16 protein-coding genes, 3 tRNA genes and 1 riboswitch are annotated in these 20,099 nt (G+C 61.6%); of the genes, 1 reads left to right on the forward strand and 18 read right to left on the reverse strand.

Annotated features, from left to right (window positions below):
• Positions 1-21: 21 nt before the first annotated feature.
• The 8 genes from mgtE to ltaE form a co-directional block, all read right to left on the reverse strand.
• Positions 22-1,464 (reverse strand): magnesium transporter, encoded by a 1,443-nt coding sequence (gene mgtE / locus ABCR88_RS24720; RefSeq protein ID WP_011062760.1) that lies wholly within the window; start codon positions 1,462-1,464, stop codon positions 22-24.
• A 421-nt stretch (positions 1,465-1,885) separates the two neighbouring features.
• Positions 1,886-1,962, reverse strand: a tRNA-Arg gene (locus ABCR88_RS24725).
• A gap of 72 nt (positions 1,963-2,034) precedes the next feature.
• Positions 2,035-2,111, reverse strand: a tRNA-Arg gene (locus ABCR88_RS24730).
• A 108-nt stretch (positions 2,112-2,219) separates the two neighbouring features.
• Positions 2,220-2,310, reverse strand: a tRNA-Ser gene (locus ABCR88_RS24735).
• A gap of 62 nt (positions 2,311-2,372) precedes the next feature.
• Complete coding sequence (gene csrA / locus ABCR88_RS24740) at positions 2,373-2,561, reverse strand: carbon storage regulator CsrA (protein WP_002554426.1); 189 nt, start codon at positions 2,559-2,561, stop codon at positions 2,373-2,375.
• Between the two features lie 187 nt (positions 2,562-2,748).
• Entirely contained in the window at positions 2,749-3,990 is a 1,242-nt protein-coding gene (locus ABCR88_RS24745; protein WP_011062761.1) for an aspartate kinase, read from the reverse strand.
• A 97-nt stretch (positions 3,991-4,087) separates the two neighbouring features.
• Positions 4,088-6,712: an alanine--tRNA ligase gene (alaS, locus tag ABCR88_RS24750; protein WP_019093136.1), complete on the reverse strand. Its 2,625-nt coding sequence runs from the start codon at positions 6,710-6,712 to the stop codon at positions 4,088-4,090.
• A 146-nt stretch (positions 6,713-6,858) separates the two neighbouring features.
• The gene (ltaE, locus tag ABCR88_RS24755) at positions 6,859-7,863 is read right to left on the reverse strand and encodes a low-specificity L-threonine aldolase (protein ID WP_041120699.1); all 1,005 of its coding nucleotides are present in this window, start codon (positions 7,861-7,863) and stop codon (positions 6,859-6,861) included.
• A gap of 218 nt (positions 7,864-8,081) precedes the next feature.
• Positions 8,082-8,252, forward strand: a riboswitch (FMN riboswitch).
• A gap of 121 nt (positions 8,253-8,373) precedes the next feature.
• Between ltaE and ABCR88_RS24760 the strand changes: the two genes are divergently transcribed.
• Positions 8,374-8,883 (forward strand): 6,7-dimethyl-8-ribityllumazine synthase, encoded by a 510-nt coding sequence (locus ABCR88_RS24760; RefSeq protein ID WP_011062764.1) that lies wholly within the window; start codon positions 8,374-8,376, stop codon positions 8,881-8,883.
• 58 nt (positions 8,884-8,941) lie between these two features.
• Here the strand turns inward: ABCR88_RS24760 and astE are convergent, their stop codons facing one another.
• The 10 genes from astE to ABCR88_RS24810 form a co-directional block, all read right to left on the reverse strand.
• On the reverse strand, positions 8,942-9,952 hold the full coding sequence (astE, locus tag ABCR88_RS24765) for a succinylglutamate desuccinylase (protein ID WP_350023102.1): 1,011 nt from the start codon (positions 9,950-9,952) through the stop codon (positions 8,942-8,944).
• Positions 9,953-9,965: 13 nt separating this feature from the next.
• The gene (locus tag ABCR88_RS24770) at positions 9,966-10,253 is read right to left on the reverse strand and encodes a topoisomerase II (protein WP_350023103.1); all 288 of its coding nucleotides are present in this window, start codon (positions 10,251-10,253) and stop codon (positions 9,966-9,968) included.
• A 56-nt stretch (positions 10,254-10,309) separates the two neighbouring features.
• Positions 10,310-11,656, reverse strand: coding sequence for an N-succinylarginine dihydrolase (gene astB, locus ABCR88_RS24775; RefSeq protein WP_350403645.1), 1,347 nt, complete (start codon positions 11,654-11,656; stop codon positions 10,310-10,312).
• Positions 11,657-11,792: 136 nt separating this feature from the next.
• Entirely contained in the window at positions 11,793-13,262 is a 1,470-nt protein-coding gene (astD, locus tag ABCR88_RS24780; RefSeq protein ID WP_350024148.1) for a succinylglutamate-semialdehyde dehydrogenase, read from the reverse strand.
• Positions 13,259-14,284 (reverse strand): arginine N-succinyltransferase, encoded by a 1,026-nt coding sequence (astA, locus tag ABCR88_RS24785; protein WP_015636679.1) that lies wholly within the window; start codon positions 14,282-14,284, stop codon positions 13,259-13,261. Before astA ends, astD begins: the two co-directional genes overlap by 4 nt.
• 84 nt (positions 14,285-14,368) lie before the next feature.
• Positions 14,369-15,388 (reverse strand): arginine/ornithine succinyltransferase subunit alpha, encoded by a 1,020-nt coding sequence (gene aruF, locus ABCR88_RS24790; protein WP_011062770.1) that lies wholly within the window; start codon positions 15,386-15,388, stop codon positions 14,369-14,371.
• 133 nt (positions 15,389-15,521) lie between these two features.
• Positions 15,522-16,742, reverse strand: coding sequence for an aspartate aminotransferase family protein (locus ABCR88_RS24795; RefSeq protein WP_011062771.1), 1,221 nt, complete (start codon positions 16,740-16,742; stop codon positions 15,522-15,524).
• A gap of 362 nt (positions 16,743-17,104) precedes the next feature.
• Entirely contained in the window at positions 17,105-18,085 is a 981-nt protein-coding gene (gene argR / locus ABCR88_RS24800) for a transcriptional regulator ArgR (RefSeq protein WP_350403646.1), read from the reverse strand.
• Positions 18,086-18,197: 112 nt separating this feature from the next.
• Complete coding sequence (locus tag ABCR88_RS24805; RefSeq protein ID WP_011062773.1) at positions 18,198-18,962, reverse strand: ATP-binding cassette domain-containing protein; 765 nt, start codon at positions 18,960-18,962, stop codon at positions 18,198-18,200.
• A 23-nt stretch (positions 18,963-18,985) separates the two neighbouring features.
• Positions 18,986-20,098, reverse strand: a complete 1,113-nt coding sequence (locus ABCR88_RS24810) for a succinylglutamate desuccinylase/aspartoacylase family protein (protein WP_041119542.1) — start codon at positions 20,096-20,098, stop codon at positions 18,986-18,988.
• Between the last annotated feature and the right edge of the window lies 1 nt (position 20,099).

A 20,099-nucleotide genomic window follows, 5' to 3' on the forward strand; every position in this document is an offset into this window, starting at 1 on the left:
TAACCAGCAGGGAAGAACGGCTCAAAGCAGGAAAATGGTCGCCAGACCGAGAAAGATGAAAAAGCCGCCACTGTCAGTCATGGCGGTGATCATCACGCTAGCGCCCATCGCCGGATCACGCCCCAGGCGCGCCAGGGTCATGGGGATCAGAACCCCCATCAGCGCCGCCAGCAGCAGGTTCAAGGTCATGGCAGCGGTCATGACCACCCCCAGCGACCAGCTCCCGTAGAGCATGTACGCCACGACACCGATCACCCCACCCCAGACCAGGCCATTGATCAGGGCTACTGCCAGCTCTTTACGCATCAAGCGCGAGGTGTTGCCAGTGCTCACCTGGTCCAGGGCCATTGCCCGGACAATCATGGTGATAGTCTGATTACCCGAGTTGCCACCGATACCCGCAACGATGGGCATCAGGGCCGCCAACGCCACCAGCTTTTCAATCGAGCCCTCGAACAGGCCAATCACCCGGGACGCGACAAACGCGGTAATCAGATTGATCGCCAGCCAGGCCCAACGGTTGCGCAGGGATTTCCAGACCGAGGCGAAGATGTCTTCCTCTTCCCGCAGACCGGCCATGTTGAGGACTTCGGTCTCACTTTCCTCACGAATCAGGTCGACCATTTCGTCGATGGTCAAACGGCCGATCAACTTGTCGTTCTTGTCGACCACAGGGGCCGAAATCAGGTCATAACGCTCAAACGCCTGAGCCGCGTCGTAGGCGTCTTCATCCGGGTGAAAACTCACCGGATCACTGGCCATGACCTCGGCGACCTGCTTGTCCGGGTCATTGACCAGCAGACGCTTGATCGGCAGCACCCCTTTGAGCACGCCGTCGTAGTCCACCACGAACAGTTTGTCGGTGTGGCTTGGCAATTCTTTCAGGCGACGCAGATAACGCAGGACCACTTCCAGGCTGACATCCTCGCGGATGGTCACCATCTCGAAGTCCATCAGCGCACCGACCTGCTCCTCGTCATAGGACAGCGCGGAGCGAACGCGCTCACGCTGCTGGCCGTCGAGAGCCTCCATCAGCTCATGGACGACGTCTCGCGGCAGCTCGGGGGCCAGGTCAGCAAGTTCGTCAGCGTCCATCTCCTTGGCGGCAGCCAGGAGCTCGTGATCGTCCATGTCGGCGATCAGGGTTTCACGTACGGAATCGGATACTTCGAGGAGGATGTCGCCGTCACGCTCGGCCTTGACCAACTGCCAGACGGTCAGACGCTCTTCCAGAGGCAAGGCTTCAAGGATGTAGGCGACGTCAGCAGAGTGCAGATCATCGAGCTTGCGTTGCAACTCGACGAGGTTCTGCCGATGGACCAGGTTCTCGACCCGATCATGATGATGGCCTTCCTGACGGTGCGTCAGGTCCTCAACTACTCGCTGGCGCTGCAGCAGCTCAACGACTTGAGCCAGGCGGTCTTGCAGGCTTTCCTGCGTTTTCTTTACTTCTACTTCGGTCATAGGCGAACTCCACTCCCAGCAGAGGAGCACGCCGGAAGGATCAATCAGTCAGTTCATGATTGTTAAAACGGGATACTGAGTAACTACTGGGTAAGTCCATGGAGGTATTCCACAAGCCCCGGCGGGGCTGACGGGCGCAATCATACACCGCTTGACGGTTTTAAACGTTAAAAAATCGCGGCAAGAACAAGCGCTTGCGGCATAAAGCTGAGCAACGTCCGAATCTATGAGACTGCGACGCTTCGACAGAAAAAGAAAACACACAGCACAGGAAAAAAGTCGGAGAGACAGGCTCACAGGCATTGCATTCGACTTCCGCCGGGCAAAGCCGTTCCAGCCCAGGAGAGCGAAAGAGATAAAGGAGGATAAAAAAGGCAGAAAGCAAAAAGCCCGCATCTTTCGATGCGGGCTTCCTGATGTATGGTGCACTCGACAGGATTCGAACCTGTGACCGCTCGGTTCGTAGCCGAGTACTCTATCCAGCTGAGCTACGAGTGCATTTTGTGTTTTTAGACCAGACCACAACTGGTTGAAGCCAAGTTAACTACATAACTGTAACTAACTCTTAAATGGTGCACTCGACAGGATTCGAACCTGTGACCGCTCGGTTCGTAGCCGAGTACTCTATCCAGCTGAGCTACGAGTGCATTTGTTGCCGCGCATTATAGCGCCGTTAAATCTTTTTGTAAAGCACTTTTTCTAGTAATTTCAACAACTTACAGAAGAAGCCAGATTACAACGTACTAAGCAAATAATGGCGGAGAACGGGGGATTCGAACCCCCGACACCCTTTTGAGGTGTACTCCCTTAGCAGGGGAGCGCCTTCGGCCACTCGGCCAGCTCTCCGCAACACGGGGCGTATATTAACCAGCTTTCTCCCCGTTTGCAAACAAAAAAAACGATAAAAATTAATGGCTTGGTTCTTCGTCCTTCTCTTTCTTAATCCGCAGGTAAATTTCCTCACGGTGAACCGCCACTTCTTTGGGGGCGTTGACACCAATACGCACTTGATTACCTTTGACGCCGAGCACGGTCACAGTGATCTCGCCATCACCAATGATCAGGCTTTCTGCGCACCGACGAGTCAGAATCAGCATACCTTTCTCCTCACGCATTACATTTTCAGGGACTACAGTCTGCAAAAAAAAGGGTGTTGGCCTACAACCGGGTCGGCTGCAGTCCTACACGCCTAAGTATTGACTAGCACGGGCAAAAGAACAGTTTTCTCCCGTGCCGATCAAAAACACAAAGGGCGCGGTCAGACCGCGCCCTTTCAAACACGCATCACTCGCCCTGTCGGGCCGGAGCGTCGAGCTCGAAAGCGGTGTGCAGCGCACGTACCGCCAACTCCAGGTACTTCTCCTCGATCACCACCGAAACCTTGATTTCAGAAGTGGAGATCATCTGGATGTTGATGCTCTCTTTAGCCAGGGCCTCGAACATGCGGCTGGCAACGCCCGCGTGGGAGCGCATGCCGACACCAACGATCGATACCTTGGCAATGTCTGTGTCGCCTACCACTTCGCGGGCACCGATTTCACGTGCGGTGTTTTCCAGCACGGTCTGAGCCGCCAGGTAGTCATTGCGGTGCACGGTGAAGGTGAAGTCGGTGGTGTTATCGTGCGAAACGTTCTGCACGATCATGTCGACTTCAATGTTCGCCGCGCTGATCGGGCCAAGGATCTTGAAGGCCACGCCAGGATTGTCTGGCACGCCACGGATAGTCAGCTTGGCTTCATCGCGGTTGAAAGCGATGCCGGAAATGATCGGCTGTTCCATGGATTCCTCTTCATCAATAGTAATGAGGGTGCCCGGACCCTCCTGAAAGCTGTGCAGAACGCGCAGCGGAACGTTGTACTTGCCAGCAAACTCGACCGCACGGATCTGCAGCACCTTGGAACCGAGACTGGCCATTTCCAGCATCTCTTCGAAGGTGATCTTGTCCAGGCGCTGAGCCTTGGGCACAACCCGCGGATCGGTGGTGTAGACGCCGTCGACATCGGTATAGATCTGGCACTCATCGGCCTTCAGAGCCGCCGCCAGCGCCACACCGGTGGTGTCGGAACCACCACGCCCCAGGGTGGTGATGTTGCCGTGCTCGTCAACACCCTGGAAACCAGCAACCACTACCACACGACCGGCTTTCAGATCGCCACGAATCTTCTGATCATCAATCTGCAGGATTCGCGCTTTATTGTGAGCGCTGTCGGTGAGGATGCGCACCTGGTTACCGGTATAGGACACCGCCGGAACACCGCGCTTGATCAACGCCATGGCCAGCAACGCGATAGTCACTTGCTCGCCGGTGGAGACGATCACATCCAGCTCACGGGGAACCGGTTTGGCTTCGCCACTGATCTGCTTGGCCAGATCGATCAGGCGGTTAGTTTCGCCACTCATCGCCGACAGCACAATCACCAGGTCATCGCCGGCTTCGCGGAACTTCTTCACCTTGTCGGCGACCTGCTCGATCCGCTCGACAGAGCCGACCGAGGTGCCTCCAAATTTCTGTACGATCAAAGCCATTTTCTAAGCCGCCTCAGCCCGTAAAGGGGCGCCCGTTAAACAATCAAACTGCACAGCGCAAGGACCCGCCACTAGACGACGGGCCCGGCTCGGCGCCTTAAATACCCTGCTCGACAAATGGCACGGTCAGGGCCAGCGCGGCATCCAGTGCAGCGGCATCAACACCGCCGCCCTGCGCCATGTCTGGACGACCACCGCCCTTCCCGCCCACTGCCGCAGCGGCTTGCTTCATCAAATCACCGGCTTTGAGTTGGCCAGTCAGGTCCTTGGTTACACCGGCAACCAGTACGACCTTTTCCTCATGGACACTGCCGAGCAGGATCACTGCGCGGCCGAGTTTGTTTTTCAACTGATCCACCAGCGCCAGCAGCGCCTTGCCGTCCTGGCCGTCGAGACGCGCAGCCAGCACTTTCACGCCCTTGACGTCTGCTGCCTGAGCGGACAGATCATCGCCCGCGGCGCTTGCAGCCTTGGCCTGCAACTGCTCGAGTTGCTTCTCCAGCAAGCGGTTGCGTTCCAGCACTGCCGACAGCTTGTCGATCAGGTTGTCGCGGCTGCCCTTGACCAGGGTCGCCGCTTCCTTGAGTTGTTCTTCCGCCGCATTCAGGTACGCCAGGGCCGCAGCACCAGTCACTGCCTCGATACGACGCACGCCGGAAGCCACACCGCCTTCGCTGGTGATTTTCAGCAAGCCGATATCGCCGGTACGGTTGGCGTGGATACCGCCACACAGTTCTACCGAGAAGTCGCCGCCCATGCTCAGTACGCGCACGCTGTCGCCGTACTTCTCGCCGAACAGCGCCATGGCGCCCTTCTTCTTGGCGGTATCGATATCAGTTTCTTCGGTTTCCACCGGGGTGTTCTTGCGAATCTCGGCGTTGACGATGTCTTCCAGCGCCTTGATCTGCTCGGGCTTGATCGCCTCGAAGTGGCTGAAGTCGAAACGCAGGCGCTGGCTGTCCACCAGCGAGCCCTTCTGCTGTACGTGTTCGCCCAATACCTGGCGCAGCGCAGCGTGCAGCAAGTGGGTGGCCGAGTGGTTCAGCGAGGTCGCGTGGCGCACTTGCGCGTCGACCTGGGTTTCAACCGGCGCACCAACAGTCAGGCTACCCTTGGCCAGCACGCCATGGTGCAGGAAGGCACCGCCGGTCTTGGTGGTGTCGCGCACGTCGAAACGCGCGTTGCCAGCCTGAAGATAACCGCAGTCACCGATCTGGCCGCCGGATTCGGCATAGAACGGGGTCTGGTCAAGAACCACCACACCCTCTTCGCCTTCGCTCAGCACGTCGACCGATTGCCCTTCCTTATAAAGAGCAACCACTTTCGCCGAACCGCTGGTGGCGTGGTAACCGGTGAACTCGGTGGCCACGTCGACCTTGACCAGGCTGTTGTAGTCCATGCCGAAAGAACTGGCGGAGCGGGCACGCACACGCTGGGCTTCCATTTCGCGCTCGAAGCCTTCCTCGTCGAGAGTCAGGTTGCGCTCGCGGGCGATATCGCCAGTCAGGTCCATCGGGAAACCGTAGGTGTCGTACAGTTTGAACACCACGTCGCCCGGCACCACCGAGCCCTTGAGCTCGGCCAGGTCCTGCTCGAGGATCTTCAAGCCCTGCTCCAGGGTCTTGGCGAACTGCTCTTCTTCGGCTTTGAGCACACGCTCGATGTGCGCCTGCTGGGACTTCAGCTCCGGGAAGGCTTCACCCATCTCGGCAACCAGGGCGGCAACGATCTGATAGAAGAAGCTGCCCTTGGCGCCCAGTTTGTTGCCGTGACGGCAAGCGCGGCGAATGATCCGGCGCAGCACATAGCCACGGCCTTCGTTGGACGGCAGTACGCCGTCGGCAATCAGGAAGCCGCAGGAACGAATATGGTCCGCCACCACTTTCAGCGAAGCCTGGGCATCGTTGGTGCAGCCGATGGCCTTGGCTGCCGCATCCAGCAAGCTCTGGAACAGGTCGATCTCATAGTTCGAGTGCACGTGCTGCAGCACCGCGCTGATCCGCTCCAGGCCCATGCCGGTGTCCACCGACGGCGCGGGCAGCGGGTGCAACACGCCATCGGCGGTGCGGTTGAACTGCATGAACACGTTGTTCCAGATTTCGATGTAACGGTCGCCGTCCTCTTCCGGCGAGCCGGGTGGGCCGCCCCAGATATCGGCGCCGTGATCGTAGAAAATCTCGGTGCAAGGGCCGCACGGGCCGGTATCGCCCATGGTCCAGAAGTTGTCGGACGCGTAAGGCGCACCCTTGTTGTCGCCGATACGCACCATGCGCTCGGCGGGTACGCCGACTTCCTTGGTCCAGATGTCGTAGGCCTCGTCGTCAGTGGCATACACCGTGACCCAGAGCTTTTCCTTGGGCAGGTTGAGCCACTTGTCGGAGGTCAGGAAGGTCCAGGCGAAGGTGATCGCATCACGCTTGAAGTAGTCACCGAAGCTGAAGTTGCCCAGCATTTCGAAGAAGGTGTGGTGACGAGCGGTGTAACCGACGTTTTCCAGGTCGTTGTGCTTGCCGCCGGCGCGGACGCACTTCTGGCTGCTGACAGCGCGGGTATAGGCGCGCTTTTCCTGCCCCAGGAAGCAATCCTTGAACTGGTTCATCCCCGCGTTGGTGAACAGCAGGGTGGGGTCGTTGCCTGGGATCAAGGAGCTGGAGGCTACACGGGTGTGGCCTTGCTCTTCGAAGAAGCGGAGGAAGGCTTCACGGATTTCTGCGCTTTTCATTAGGTTCTTCCACGGAGACTGCGGCCAAAGGCCTGTGCGCAACGTCAACAGACGAAACGACGGCAAAGGGCCGCATTATATCGGCGTTAATCACTAGGTACAGCGTGTTTGTACGATACAAACAGTCAATTGGACGGAGAACACTGTCAGTTACGGGAAAACTCGGCAAAAGTGCTCAGCACGTGCTCGATTTGCCCGGCGCTGACGTCCAGATGAGTGACCAGACGCAACCGTGATGCGGCACTGAGCTTGATCCCGCGCTCGGCGGCGAACGCCTTGAGCGCCTCGGCCCGATCCCCCATCTCTACATACACCATGTTGGTCTGCACCGGCTCGACACTGTAGCCCAACCGCCGCAGGCCATCGGCCAGCAATTGTGCATGGGCGTGGTCGTCGGCCAGACGCTGTACCTGATGGTCCAGGGCATACAGCCCCGCTGCCGCCAAACCGCCTGCCTGGCGCATGCCGCCACCGACCATCTTGCGCAGGCGCCGGGCCTTGGCGATCAGTTCCACCGAGCCACACAGCACCGAGCCCACCGGCGCACCAAGACCTTTGGATAGGCACACCGACACCGAATCGAAATGCTCGGCAATCACCCGTGCATCCACCCCCAGCTTGACCGCTGCGTTGTACAACCGCGCGCCATCCAGATGCAGGGCCAGCCCGTGTTCCCGGGTAAAGGCCCGAGCCTCGGCCAGGTAGGCCAAGGGCAGCACCTTGCCCTGCATGGTGTTTTCCAGGGCCAGCAGGCGGGTGCGGGCAAAATGAAAGTCATCGGGCTTGATGGCCGCAGCCACCTGGACAAGGTCCAGCGAGCCGTCAGCCTGCAATTCCAGTGGCTGGGGCTGGATAGAGCCGAGTACCGCCGCGCCCCCGCCTTCATATTTATAGGTATGGGCCTGTTGCCCGACGATGTACTCGTCGCCCCGCTCACAGTGAGCCATCAAGGCCAGCAGGTTGCTCATGGTGCCCGAGGGCACGAACAGCGCCGCAGCAAAACCCAGGCGCCGCGCCAATTCACCTTCCAACCGATTGACTGTCGGATCTTCGCCGTACACATCATCCCCGGTGGGCGCACTGGCCATGGCATCGAGCATGCCAGGGGTCGGCTGGGTCACGGTGTCACTACGAAGATCGATCACGCTCATCACATCTGGCCTCGGCTGTGGGACCTGCAAGGTCCGCTCTTGAACAGGGGGAACTCCCTTTCGAAACGAAACTGCGGCCATGGCCGGCAATAATCAAGCAACAACTGTAGAAAAGCCTGAGTCTGGCGTTGAAAAATCCGATGAGAATTATCCAAAAGGTGCGATGCGTCTCGAGAGGATCTGTGTTAAAAACTCACCGCCCGCGAAAAATTGCGGGCAAACGTTCTCAGGGCGGGGTGCAATTCCCCACCGGCGGTAATTGCGTGCAATGCGCATAGCCCGCGAGCGCTTGGCGAGACCGGTGGCTTGGCCACAGGTGACGACAAGGTCAGCAGACCCGGTGTGATTCCGGGGCCGACGGTCATAGTCCGGATGAAGAGAGAACGGGATTGGCGCCAAAGGGCCGTTGCCGGGCAGTTCGTGGGAAATCCACGACCGTTCTGCGCGCACCCTTAAATCCCATTCGATTCATATATGCCCTGTTTTTCACACAAACAGGAGTCAGAACAGATGCAACCCACTGCAATCGATAGCAAAAGCAAACACCACCCCAACGAGCGCGTTGCCTTTATCCAGGCCTGCTGGCACAAGGAAATCGTCGATCAGAGCCGTCAGGGCTTCGTCACTGAAATGCTCGCCCAGGGCTATCAGGAATCCGATATCGACTTCTTCGAAGTCGGCGGCGCCTTCGAAATCCCGCTGCACGCCAAACTGCTGGCCAAATCCGGTCGTTATACCGGGATCGTTGCTGCCGGCCTGGTGGTGGACGGTGGCATCTACCGTCACGAGTTCGTCGCCCAGTCGGTCATCAGCGGCCTGATGCAAGTGCAGCTGGAAACCGAAGTGCCGGTCTTCTCGGTGGTGCTGACCCCGCATCATTTCCATGCGGGTGAAGAGCATCAGAAGTTCTTCTTCGAGCACTTCGTGCACAAAGGCCAGGAAGCGGCGAGAACTTGTGCCGACACCCTGCAGAAGGTCCGCGCCCTGCGCCGTAACGAGCAGCGTGCGGTAGCGGTTTAAGCGTTAGCGGTATCGCCGGCAAGCCGGCTCCTGCGGGGGCCCGGCTTGCCGGCGAACCTCAGGCCAGGCCGTCGGCCGTGGCCGGCACAATCAGAATCCCTGCGCGCAAGCCGTTCTTCACCTTGGGATTGGGGAAAATGATCCGTGCCCCCGTCTCCTCGACGACCCAGCGGGTCTGGGCGATATCCTCGGCCAGCAGGTAACCCACTTCCAGTTCGGAAAAGTTCTCGATGTCTGCCGGCAGATGCAGGTGGAAGCTGTCGCTGTGCTTGATGACTTCCCGAGCCACGCTGAACAACTGCAACCCGTCGAGGCTGTCCTGCTCCGCAGGTGGTTCGCTACCGTCGATGATCTGCTTGAGCCGGGTTTCCAGGCGTTCGACATTGACCCCCTGGTTCTGCCCGAATGGCCGTGCCTTGCCCAACTCCAGGGTGAAGGACTCGGCCCCCAGCTGATCGTAGGTGTAGGCACTGAAGACGATGGAAGGCTTGTTCTGCAACAGCACCGCTTCCATACCGGCAGCCCGCAGGCGGGCTAGCTCACGGCGTGAATGCTGACGCCCGTCCTTCCATGGGTACAGGGCAAACTGCTCGATCTTCGAGCCGCGGATTGCCGTGTGCAGGTCGTAGTGCAGGCGCTGGCGATCGGGCTGGCTGAAGAAGCTCGCCGCCAGTCGCTCCAGTTCACAAGCGCGCAGGGCTTCGAAACCACTGCTCGACTCATGCCGGCCATTGAACAGCCGGTTGACGTCCTGTTCGACAAAACGCTCGCCGCGGCGCATGGCCTCGGGGTTGCCGAACAGGAACAGGATACGTGCGCGGGGCTTCAGATCGCCCCGGGCGATGTCATGCAACAAGCGGTCGAGCAGCTCGATGGGAGCCGTCTCGTTGCCATGGATTCCCGCTGACAGCAGCAGGTCCAGGCCGTTATCGCGAGCCTCGGGCGGCCGCACTTCCAGCGCCCCCTCGCTCAGCCAGCGCATGCGCACGCCGTCGACAGTCAGTTGAGTCTTCTCCGCCGGTTCACGGCCGGCGAGGGTCAGTTCAAGCAGTTTGCCGAGGGCGAGCATAGAGCGGACTTCCTTAGTGAGCGTGGCCGCAGTCAGGGCCGTGCACGTGATCATCGTCACCAGCGTCGGCCGGCTCCATTTCCAGTTGCAGGCTGACCAGGTTGGTCGCCAGTGGGCGCAGCAGCAGGCTGGCGTATTCCGCATCGCCTTCTTCCACATCCACGCCGATCAGCAGCTGGCCGCGGCCGTCCTGCTGGATCCACACTTCCTTGCCCTGCCACAGCACGGCGAAGCGGGTGCAGGACGTTGCCAGCTGAGTGCCGTCGGTGTCTTCAAGGATCAGCTGCAGGGTATCGCTCATGGGTCGGTTCTCATCTGGGGTAAAGCTCTGCGCCCGGGATCGCCGGGCGCTGGCTTTCAATTGATCTGGAAGGGATAAACCGCGCCCAGTTTAAGGATTTGCGTCAGTTCATCCAGTGCCGTCCGGCACTCAAGCAGCAGTTGCGGGTCCGCCAGGTCGCTTTCGCTCAGGCGGTCGCGATAGTGCTTGCCGACCCATTGGGTCAGGGTGTCGTACAACGGCGCGGTCATGATAACCCCAGGATTGACCGCCGCCAGCTCGGTTTCCTTGAGCGCTACGCGCAAGCGCAGGCACGCCGGGCCACCGCCGTTCTGCATGCTCTGCTTGAGGTCGAAGACCTTCACTTCACGAATCAGCCCGCCAGAGCTGGTGAGGCTTTGCAGGTACTGCCAGACCCGCTCGTTGCCCCGGCATTCCTCGGGCACGATCAGCAGCATCGAGCCGTCGGCGCGTGACAGCAACTGGCTGTTGAACAGGTAGGAGCGCACGGCATCTTCCACCGTCACCTGCGAACGCGGCACGCAGATCGACTGGAAGTTGCCGCCGCGCTTGCCCAGCTTGCCCTGCAACTCGGCGAGCATCTTATCGGTCTCGAGGAAGGCGTCCTCGTGATAGAACAACACCTCGCCATTGCCCACCGCGATCACGTCGTTGTGGAACACGCCCTGGTCGATCACCGAAGGGTTCTGCTGAGCATAGACCACCCCCTCCTCGCTCAGGCCATGCAACCTGGCGACGGCCTGGGAAGCTTCCAGGGTCTGGCGCGCCGGGTACTTCTGCGGTGCCGGGTAGCGAGTATCGAAAGCACTGCGACCGAAGACGAAGAACTCCACGCCGGCCTGGCCATAGTCACGGCAGAAGCGCGTGTGGTTGGCGGCGCCTTCGTCGCCGAACTGCGCTACCGCCGGCAGGGCCGCGTGATGGGCGAAATGCTTCTGGTCGGCGAACATGGCCCCCAGCACGCGGCTGGTGGTGGGGTGCTCGATGCTGCGGTGGTATTTGCAGTTGAGGTTGGCGGCAGTGAAGTGCACACGGCCATCGGCGGTGTCGGCACTGGGGCTGACCGTGGCGGCGTTGGCCACCCACATGCTCGATGCCGAGCAACTGGCGACCAGCAATGGCATCGCCTGCTTGGCGGCCTGCTGGATGACTTGGGCGTCTGTTCCGGCAAAACCCAGGTTGCGCAGGGCGGCCACGTCCGGGCGCTCTTGCGGGGCGAGCACGCCTTGCTGAAAGCCCATTTCCATCAGCGCTTTCATTTTCGCCAGGCCTTGCAGCGCCGCTTCCCTGGGATTGGAGTCCTGCTGGCTGTTGCTCTGGGAGGCAACGTTGCCGTAGGACAGGCCGCCGTAGTTATGGGTCGGCCCCACTAGCCCGTCAAAATTGACTTCATAGGATTTCATCAGCGAGGCTCCACGAATCTGTTTGTTATAGGCAATCGATATCTACATATGGCGAACGCGGTGCGCTCGTTCGCCGGCAAGTCGGCTCCTGCACAGATCTGCAGAAGCCGGCTTGCCGGCGAAAAGGCCACGCCAATCAGGACAGGCGCACACCCGGCGTCAACGCGCTCGGCAGCACCAGGCTCGGGGTCTCCAGGGAGGCCACCGGGTACGCGCAGTAGTCCGCCGCGTAATAGGCACTGGCCCGATGGTTGCCCGAGGCCCCCACGCCACCGAATGGCGCGCTGCTGGCGGCGCCGGTCAACTGCTTGTTCCAGTTGACGATACCTGCTCGACTTTCCAGCCAGAACTGCTGGTAGCGCTCGGCGGAGTCCGACAACAGACCGGCCGCCAGGCCGTACTGAGTGTTGTTGGCCTCGGCGATCGCGTCATCGAAATCAGCGTAGCGGATCACTTGCAGCAAAGGTCCGAACAGCTCTTCATCAGGACGCTCAGCCACCGCCGTGACATCCAGGATGCCCGGGGTCAGCAAGGCAGCCTGAGCCTGGGGCTGGGTCATTTCCAGCAAGGCTACGGCGCCGTTGGCCAACAGCTGCTGCTGCGCATCCATTAGTGCGCGGGCGGCGCCCAGGGAGATCACCGAGCCCATGAACGGCGCAGGCTGCTGGTCAAACGCGCCGACCTCGATGGTTGCGCTGACCGCCACCAGGCGCGCCAGCAACGTGTCACCCCAGGCGCCTTGCGGCACCAGCAAGCGTCGCGCGCAGGTGCAACGCTGGCCAGCCGAGATAAAGGCCGACTGGATGATGGTGTACACCGCAGCGTCCAGGTCGGCGACCTGCTCCACCACCAGAGGATTGTTGCCGCCCATTTCCAGGGCCAGGATCTTGTCCGGGCGCCCGGCGAACTGCTGGTGCAGGTGATTGCCGGTACGGCTGGAACCGGTGAAGAACAACCCATCGATACCCGGATTGGCCGCCAGGGCAATGCCGGTTTCCCGAGCGCCTTGCAGCAGGTTCAGCACACCGGCCGGTAGGCCGGCTTCGATCCAGCACTGCACCGTCAGCTCGGCGACTTTCGGCGTCAGCTCGCTGGGTTTGAACAGCACGCTGTTACCGGCCAGCAAAGCGGGAACGATGTGCCCGTTAGGCAGGTGGCCAGGGAAGTTGTAGGGGCCGAACACCGCCACCACACCGTGGGGCTTGTGCCGCAGCACGGCGGTGGCGTCGCCCAGCGGGCCGCTCTTCTCGCCGGTACGTTCGCGGTAGCTCTGCACCGAGATGGCGATCTTGTTGACCATGCTGGTGACTTCGGTGGCAGCTTCCCACAGCGGCTTGCCGGTTTCCTCGCCAATGCAGCGGGCCAGTTCGTCGGCATGGCTCTTCAGGCTGGCGGCAAAGGCTTCGAGCACGCTGATGCGCTCTTCCAGGGAACGCTTGGCCCAGGCCGGAAACGCCTGGCGGGCAGCCTGCACGGCGCTGTCCACTTGTGCGGCAGTGGCACCGTTACCCGACCAGATGACCGCCTGGGTCACCGGATTGACCGAGGTGAAGGCCTCGCCCTGACCGGCCAGCCATTGGCCGGCAATGTACAGCGTGCTCATTATTTCGACTCCCGAGAAGCAGACAGCGGAACCGCGCGGACCTGGTCGCCGGCGTTGAGTTGCAGGCGCTTGGCGGTGAGGGGATCGACCACCAGGGTGCCGGCGGCAAAGCGCGCCGGTGCCGCGGTGATGCGGCAGTCCTCGCGCTTGCGGTTGTGGATCAGGAACGGCGTGGCGTCGTCGCCCGGGGTGCCGATGGCCAGCACCAGCGCCTGGCTGTCACGCACCGCGCGGATCTTGCTGGTCTCGCACTCCACCGCCGGGCCGGCGTCGAAGATGTCGACATAGCCCTGGTAGCTGAAGCCTTCGCTCTTGAGCATGGCCAGCGCCGGCTCGGTGTCGGTGTGGACCTTGGCGATAACGTTGCGCGCATCTTCGGACAGGAAACAGGTATAGAGCGGGAACTTGGGCATCAGCTCGGCGATGAAGGCCTTGTTGCCGACGCCGGTCAGGTAGTCGGCCTGGCTGAACTCCATCTTGAAGAAGTGCCGGCCCAGGCTTTCCCAGAACGGCGAGCGGCCATTCTCGTCGGACATGCCCCTCATCTCGGCAATGATCTTGTTGCCGAACAGCTGCGGGAACTCGGCGATGAACAGCATCCGCGCCTTGGCCAGCATGCGGCCGTTGAGGCCGGTGCGGTAGTCGGCATGGAGGAACAGCGAGCACAGCTCGGAGTTGCCGGTCAGGTCATTGGCCAGGAACAGCGTGGGGATCTCGCGATAGATGTTCAGCTCCTGGGAGGCGCTGACCGTCAGGCCGACCCGGAAGTTGTACCAGGGCTCGCGCAGGCCGACGGCGCCGGCGATGGCGGAAATGCCCACCACCCGGCCGTTGTCGTCTTCCAGCACGAACAGGTAGTCCGCATCGCCGCGCTCGGCTTCACCGCGAAAGGTCTTTTCCGCCCAGCCGACCCGGTGGGTCAGGCGCTCTTCGTTGGCCGGCAAGGTGGTGAGGCCAGTGCCGGTGCTGCGGGCCAGGTCGATCAGCGCGGGTAAATCGCTGCTGCGTACGGGACGAACGATCATGCTATCTCCTCAGACGCAGGCCGCTGGCGGCCTGCGCGAAACTCGCTGCTTCTAGGCTTGCTTTCCAGGTAGTGAAAGCAGGCGTTAAACCGCCACCAGGCGCACGCTGGCGCCTTCGCCGACGCCCAGGGCTTCGGCGGCTTGCAGGTCCAGGGTCACCGGTTTGCCCGGGGCGTAATCCAGCTCCAGCAACACGGCGCGGTAATCCTGCAACTGGCCGTTGGAGACCAGGTACTGGCGGCCGCCGCCCTTGGCTGCTTCACCGATCTTCACCGGCACCACGCGGCTCTGGGCAATCGAGCGGATACCCGAGACCCGCGCATGCAAGGTCGGGCCACCGTCGAAGATGTCGATGTAGTGATCGGTTTCAAAACCTTCGCGCATCAGGATGTCGAAGGTGATCTGTGCCCGCGGGTGCACCTGGCCCATGGCTTCCTGGGCCGCATCCGGCAGCAGCGGCACGTAGATCGGGTAATGGGGCATCAGCTCGGCGAGGAAGGTCCGGCTTTTCAGGCCGCACAGGCGCTCGGCCTCGGCGTAGTTGAGGTCGAAGAAGTTGCGCCCGATGGCATCCCAGAACGGCGAGTCGCCATGCTCATCGCTGTAGCCGACGATCTCGGTCACCACCGAATCGGCGAAGCGCTCCGGGTGGCTGGCGACGAACAACAGGCGGCCGCGGGAGTTGAGCTCCGACCAGGCCGAGCCCACCAGCTCCGGTACCACGTAGAAACTGGTCAGCAGGCTGTTGCCGGTGAGGTCGTGGCACTGGGACAGGACGTGGATCTTGTTGTGGATCTTCAGCTCGCGGGAAGCATGGACGAAGGTTTCGTTGCGAAAGCTGTAGAACGGCTCGGAGTAGCCGGCCGAGGCGACAATCGCCGAGCAGCCCACCAGCTTGCCGCTGTCGGTGTCTTCCAGGACGAAAAAGTAGCTCTCTTCACCGTTGAAGCTCACTTCAGCGGCGAACGAAGCCTCGCTTGCGGCGATCTTGTCGCTCAGGCGATCCACATCATCCGGCAAGGAGGTGACACCAATCGGGCTGTCTGCAGCCAGACGCTGTACCTCGCCCAGATCAGCCATTTGCGCGGGGCGCATCACCAGCATGGTGTCACTCCTTACTCTAAAACAGGTCGGAAACCGTCCGACTCAGGGAAAAAAATGCCGGGATAGCCCGGCACAGGAATTAGGCTCGACGCCGGCCGCAAAGGCCGGCGCCGAGAAGCACCGCCGCCCAGGATCAGGCTTGAGTCAATTTCGCCACGGCGCGCTCGAAGCGGTCCAGGCCCTGGTCGATATCGGCATCCTCGACCACCAGGCTCGGCGCGAAGCGCACCACGTCAGGGCCGGCTTGCAGGATCATCAGGCCTTCTTTCTCGGCCGCGTTGAACACGTCCTTGGCCTTGCCCTTCCAGGCCTCGCTGAGCACGCAGCCGAGCAACAGGCCCAGGCCGCGGACTTCAGTGAACAGGCCGTACTTCTCGCCGATCTGCAACAGACGGGTCTTGAAGCGGTCGTGCTTGGCTTTCACACCATTGAGCACCTGTGGGGTGTTGATCACGTCGATCACCGCCTCGGCCACCGCACACGCCAGCGGATTGCCGCCGTAGGTGGTGCCGTGGGTGCCGACTACCAGGTGCTTGGCCAGCGCTTCGGTGGTCAGCATCGCCGCGATCGGGAAACCGCCGCCCAGGCTCTTGGCGCTGGTGAGGATGTCCGGGGTCACGCCGTAATGCTGATAGGCGAACAGCTCGCCGCTGCGGCCCATGCCGGTCTGCACTTCGTCGAACACCAGCAGCGCGTTGTGCTGGTCGCACAGCTCGCGGGCGCCTTGCAGGTAGGCCAGCTCGGCCGGCAGCACGCCGCCCTCGCCCTGGATCGGCTCCAGCACCACGGCGCAGGTCTTGTCGGAAACCGCGGCTTTCAGGGCGGCCAGATCGTTGTACGGCACATGGGTGATGCCGGTGATCTTCGGACCGAAGCCATCGGAGTACTTGGACTGGCCACCCACGTTCACGGTGAACAGGGTACGGCCGTGGAAGCTGTTCAGGGCGGCGATGATTTCGTACTTCTCGGCGCCGAAACGATCGTGAGCCACGCGACGGGCCAGCTTGAAGGCGGCCTCGTTGGCTTCTGCGCCGGAGTTGCAGAAGAACACGCGCTCGGCGAAGGTGGCGTCGATCAGCTTGTGGGCCAGGCGCAGGGCCGGCTCGTTGGTGAAGACGTTGGACACATGCCACAGCTTGCCCGCTTGCTCGGTCAGTGCGCCTACCAGGGCCGGATGGGCGTGGCCCAGTACGTTGACCGCGATGCCGCCGGCGAAGTCGATCAGTTCCCGACCCGACTGATCCCATACTCGGGACCCCGCGCCACGCACAGGAATGAAGGCCGCAGGTGCGTAGTTGGGAACCATCACCTGGTCGAAATCGGCGCGTTGCACCGGAGCTTGCTCAACGGACATCGGAGTCTCCTGAAGAGGAACACCCGCCTGAAACTGGCGAGCGATGGAGGGATTGTAAGGACAGTTTTGTGCCCGGCCTTGTCGCCAAGCGACAACTTCTTATAGCGCCAACCCAGGTTTTAAGCGGGTTTATGGCAATGCGACAAATAGCGTCGCAAAGGCGCAGTTTAAACTGCGCACAGCCTCAGCGGCAGATTTGCCGAGCAATTTGCCCAAGGTAATTACCCAGGTAGTTATGTGGCGGGCAGCCCCAAATCTCGAAAAGGTTATCGACGTTACGACAAGAGGACGTCGAACGGGATTTTGCGGGCGAGCGGGTTGCCTGTGGGATTCGCCGGCAAGCCGGCTCCTACAATACGGGGTCAGCCACGCTCGGAAGGCACGGAGGAGAGTTCGAACGGGCTGCTGCTGCGCCGCTGATTGCGATCTTCACGCGGGGTGGCGCCAAAGAAGTTGCGGTAAGCGCTGGAGAAGTGCGGGCCGGAAGAGAAACCACAGGACAGGCCGATCTGAATGATCGACTTGCTGGTCTGCATCAGCATCTGCCGGGCCTTGTTCAGGCGCAGCTCCAGGTAATACTGGCTGGGCACGCGGTTCAGGTACTGCTTGAAGATCCGCTCCAACTGACGACGGGAAACACAGACGTGCTGGGCAATCTCGTCGGTGGTCAGCGGCTCCTCGATATTGGCCTCCATCAGCAGCACTGCCTGGGTCAGCTTCGGATGGCTGGAGCCCAGGCGATTTTGCAGCGGGATACGCTGGCGCTCGCCACCTTCACGAATGCGCTCCACCACCAGCTCCTCGGACACCGCACCGGCCAGCTCGGCGCCATGATCCCGGGCCAGCACCGCCAGCAGCAGGTCCAGCACCGACATGCCACCGCACGCGGTCAGGCGATCACGGTCCCAGTCGAACAGATGGCTGGTGGCGATGACCTTGGGAAAACGCTCGGCGAAATCATCCTGCCAGCGCCAGTGCACCGCTGCCCGATAACCATCGAGCAAACCCAGTTGTGCCAAGGGGTAAACCCCGGCTGACAACCCACCAATCACACAGCCGGCACGCACCAGCTGCTTGAGGGCACTGCTCAAGCCGGAACTCATCGGCGCCGGCGGCTCGTCCGCCAGCAGGAACAGCTTCTGACAACCTTCCAGCTTGCCCGCCCAAGGCTCGCCCGGCAGTTGCCAGGCGCCTTCGACCGGGGCTTCGGCCTGCAGGAAAGCCAGCTCATAGACCACTTCCGGGTGCACCCGCTGGGCAACACGCAAGGCCTCCTCAGCCAGCGCCAGCGTCAAGGCTTTAGTGCTGGGCCAAATCAGGAAACCAATTCGATGGGCAGTCATGGCGGGCAATCCGAAACGAAAACAAGGTGAGAAGCCAAGGGCGGCAGCACCAAGTTAGACCATCTGGCGCGCGGTGCGCAGCATGACCTAATTTGGTGCACAACGGCAGCTATTACTTGAGACTGCCCGAGAGGAATTGTTGCAAACGTTCTGATTGCGGGTTCACCAGCACTTCACGCGGGTTGCCGCTCTCTTCCACCACCCCCTTGTGCAGGAACACCAGCTGGTTGGACACCTCACGGGCAAAGCCCATTTCGTGGGTCACCACTACCATGGTCCGGCCTTCCTGGGCCAGGGCCTGCATGACCTTCAGGACGTCGCCCACCAGTTCCGGGTCCAGGGCCGAGGTCGGCTCGTCGAACAGCATGACTTCCGGCTCCATCGCCAGGGCCCGGGCAATCGCCACCCGTTGCTGCTCGCCACCGGACATGTGCCCCGGATAGGCATCCTTGCGGTGCGCCACACCGACCTTGGCCAGGTAGTGCTCGGCCTTCTCGCGAGCCTCGGCCTTGGACACACCCAGCACATGCACCGGCGCTTCCATGATGTTTTCAATCGCGGTCATGTGCGACCACAGGTTGAAATGCTGGAACACCATCGACAGGCGCGAGCGCATGCGCTGCAGCTGCTTGGGATCGGCGGCCTTCAAGGCGCCGTCCTTGTTGGCTACCAGCTTCAGCTCTTCGTTGTTCAGCAGGATCTTGCCCGCATGGGGCTGCTCCAGCAGGTTGATGCAGCGCAGGAATGTACTCTTGCCCGAGCCACTGGAGCCGATGATGCTGATTACATCGCCAGCTGCGGCCTTCAGGGACACGCCCTTGAGCACTTCGTGACTGCCATAGCGCTTATGCAGGTCTTGGACTTCAAGTTTGTACATGCGGTCGGTTCTCACAAAAACAGTCAGTCGTTGAGCAAGCGCCCGTGACGCAGCGCTTCGCGCCCCGCCACCTTGGCCAGCCAGAAACCGGGTTGGGCATAACGCAGCCGCTCAACGGCGAACAGCACGCCGCTGGTGCCAGCACACACCGTGCTGACCCGATCGGATAGGGGATCAATCACTTCAAAAACCGGCTCGCCCGCCTCCACCCAGCTACCGGCCGGACGCAGAAAGCTCACCACGCCGGGGTGCGGCGCATACAGCAGTTGGGTGCCTTCGAAAGGCATGGCCTCGCAGGCTTCGCGCCCGGGGGCCGGCCAGTCACCGGCAATCAACCCCTGCTCGGCAAGAAACGCCAGGATGCCTTCGGCGTGCGCTTGGGCCTGAGGCCGCCCGGTGTCGGCCTGGCCGCCCAGCTCGAGGGTGGTTGCCAGGCAAGCCAAGGGGATCTGCGCTTCAGGGAACTGCCGCGACAGGCGCAACCAGGGCAACGAGCAGGCTTCGTCGAACGAGCTGCCACCGGAATCTTCCGCCAGCAGACCGACCTTCACATCCAGGTGCGCGGCCAGGGAGCGCCACTGCGGCCAATGCTGCGGCAATGCATACATGTGCAGCGCCGCCTCGGCATCGCAATGCAGGTCCAGCACCACATCAGCGCTGCAGGCATGGCTCAGGAGCACCCGCTGCATGCCCTGCAACTGGCTGGACGCCGGCGGTAGCTCAGCCAGCACCTCGGCCATGGCCTGGCGAATCAAGCGCACATTGGCGTGCGGATCATCCCCCAGGCGCCCTTGCAGGCGCTGGCCGACCGGCTCGCTCAACTCGACGAAATCACGGTTGAAGTTCTTGCCGCTGCCGGCCTCGAAACGCCCCTGGTGGTTGCCTTGCAGCAACTGGCCCAGGCCCAGCGGGTTGGCCACCGGCACCAGTTCGATGACGCCGTTGAGAGCCCCCTGGGCTTCCAGTTCGCCGAGGCGCTTCTTCAGCTCCCAGGCAGTACGCATGCCCGGCAACTCGTCAGCATGCAGGCTGGCCTGGATATAGGCCTTGCGCTCGCCGCTGCCGAAACGGAACACCGAGATATGCCGCTCGCTACCCAGGTGATTCCAGGGCAATGGATGATCGATGCGTTCCATA

It is taken from the genome of Pseudomonas sp. W17 (assembly GCF_040268305.1).
GTDB lineage: Bacteria > Pseudomonadota > Gammaproteobacteria > Pseudomonadales > Pseudomonadaceae > Aquipseudomonas > Aquipseudomonas protegens.

Bases quoted from the DNA above. Each gene is read 5' to 3' on its own strand.
- mgtE (WP_011062760.1), bottom strand. From the start codon at position 1,464: ATGACCGAAGTAGAAGTAAAGAAAACGCAGGAAAGCCTGCAAGACCGC.
- csrA (WP_002554426.1), bottom strand. From the start codon at position 2,561: ATGCTGATTCTGACTCGTCGGTGCGCAGAAAGCCTGATCATTGGTGAT.
- ABCR88_RS24745 (WP_011062761.1), bottom strand. From the start codon at position 3,990: ATGGCTTTGATCGTACAGAAATTTGGAGGCACCTCGGTCGGCTCTGTC.
- alaS (WP_019093136.1), bottom strand. From the start codon at position 6,712: ATGAAAAGCGCAGAAATCCGTGAAGCCTTCCTCCGCTTCTTCGAAGAG.
- ltaE (WP_041120699.1), bottom strand. From the start codon at position 7,863: ATGAGCGTGATCGATCTTCGTAGTGACACCGTGACCCAGCCGACCCCT.
- ABCR88_RS24760 (WP_011062764.1), top strand. From the start codon at position 8,374: ATGCAACCCACTGCAATCGATAGCAAAAGCAAACACCACCCCAACGAG.
- astE (WP_350023102.1), bottom strand. From the start codon at position 9,952: ATGCTCGCCCTCGGCAAACTGCTTGAACTGACCCTCGCCGGCCGTGAA.
- ABCR88_RS24770 (WP_350023103.1), bottom strand. From the start codon at position 10,253: ATGAGCGATACCCTGCAGCTGATCCTTGAAGACACCGACGGCACTCAG.
- astB (WP_350403645.1), bottom strand. From the start codon at position 11,656: ATGAAATCCTATGAAGTCAATTTTGACGGGCTAGTGGGGCCGACCCAT.
- astA (WP_015636679.1), bottom strand. From the start codon at position 14,284: ATGATCGTTCGTCCCGTACGCAGCAGCGATTTACCCGCGCTGATCGAC.
- aruF (WP_011062770.1), bottom strand. From the start codon at position 15,388: ATGCTGGTGATGCGCCCCGCGCAAATGGCTGATCTGGGCGAGGTACAG.
- ABCR88_RS24795 (WP_011062771.1), bottom strand. From the start codon at position 16,742: ATGTCCGTTGAGCAAGCTCCGGTGCAACGCGCCGATTTCGACCAGGTG.
- argR (WP_350403646.1), bottom strand. From the start codon at position 18,085: ATGACTGCCCATCGAATTGGTTTCCTGATTTGGCCCAGCACTAAAGCC.
- ABCR88_RS24805 (WP_011062773.1), bottom strand. From the start codon at position 18,962: ATGTACAAACTTGAAGTCCAAGACCTGCATAAGCGCTATGGCAGTCAC.
- ABCR88_RS24810 (WP_041119542.1), bottom strand. From the start codon at position 20,098: ATGGAACGCATCGATCATCCATTGCCCTGGAATCACCTGGGTAGCGAG.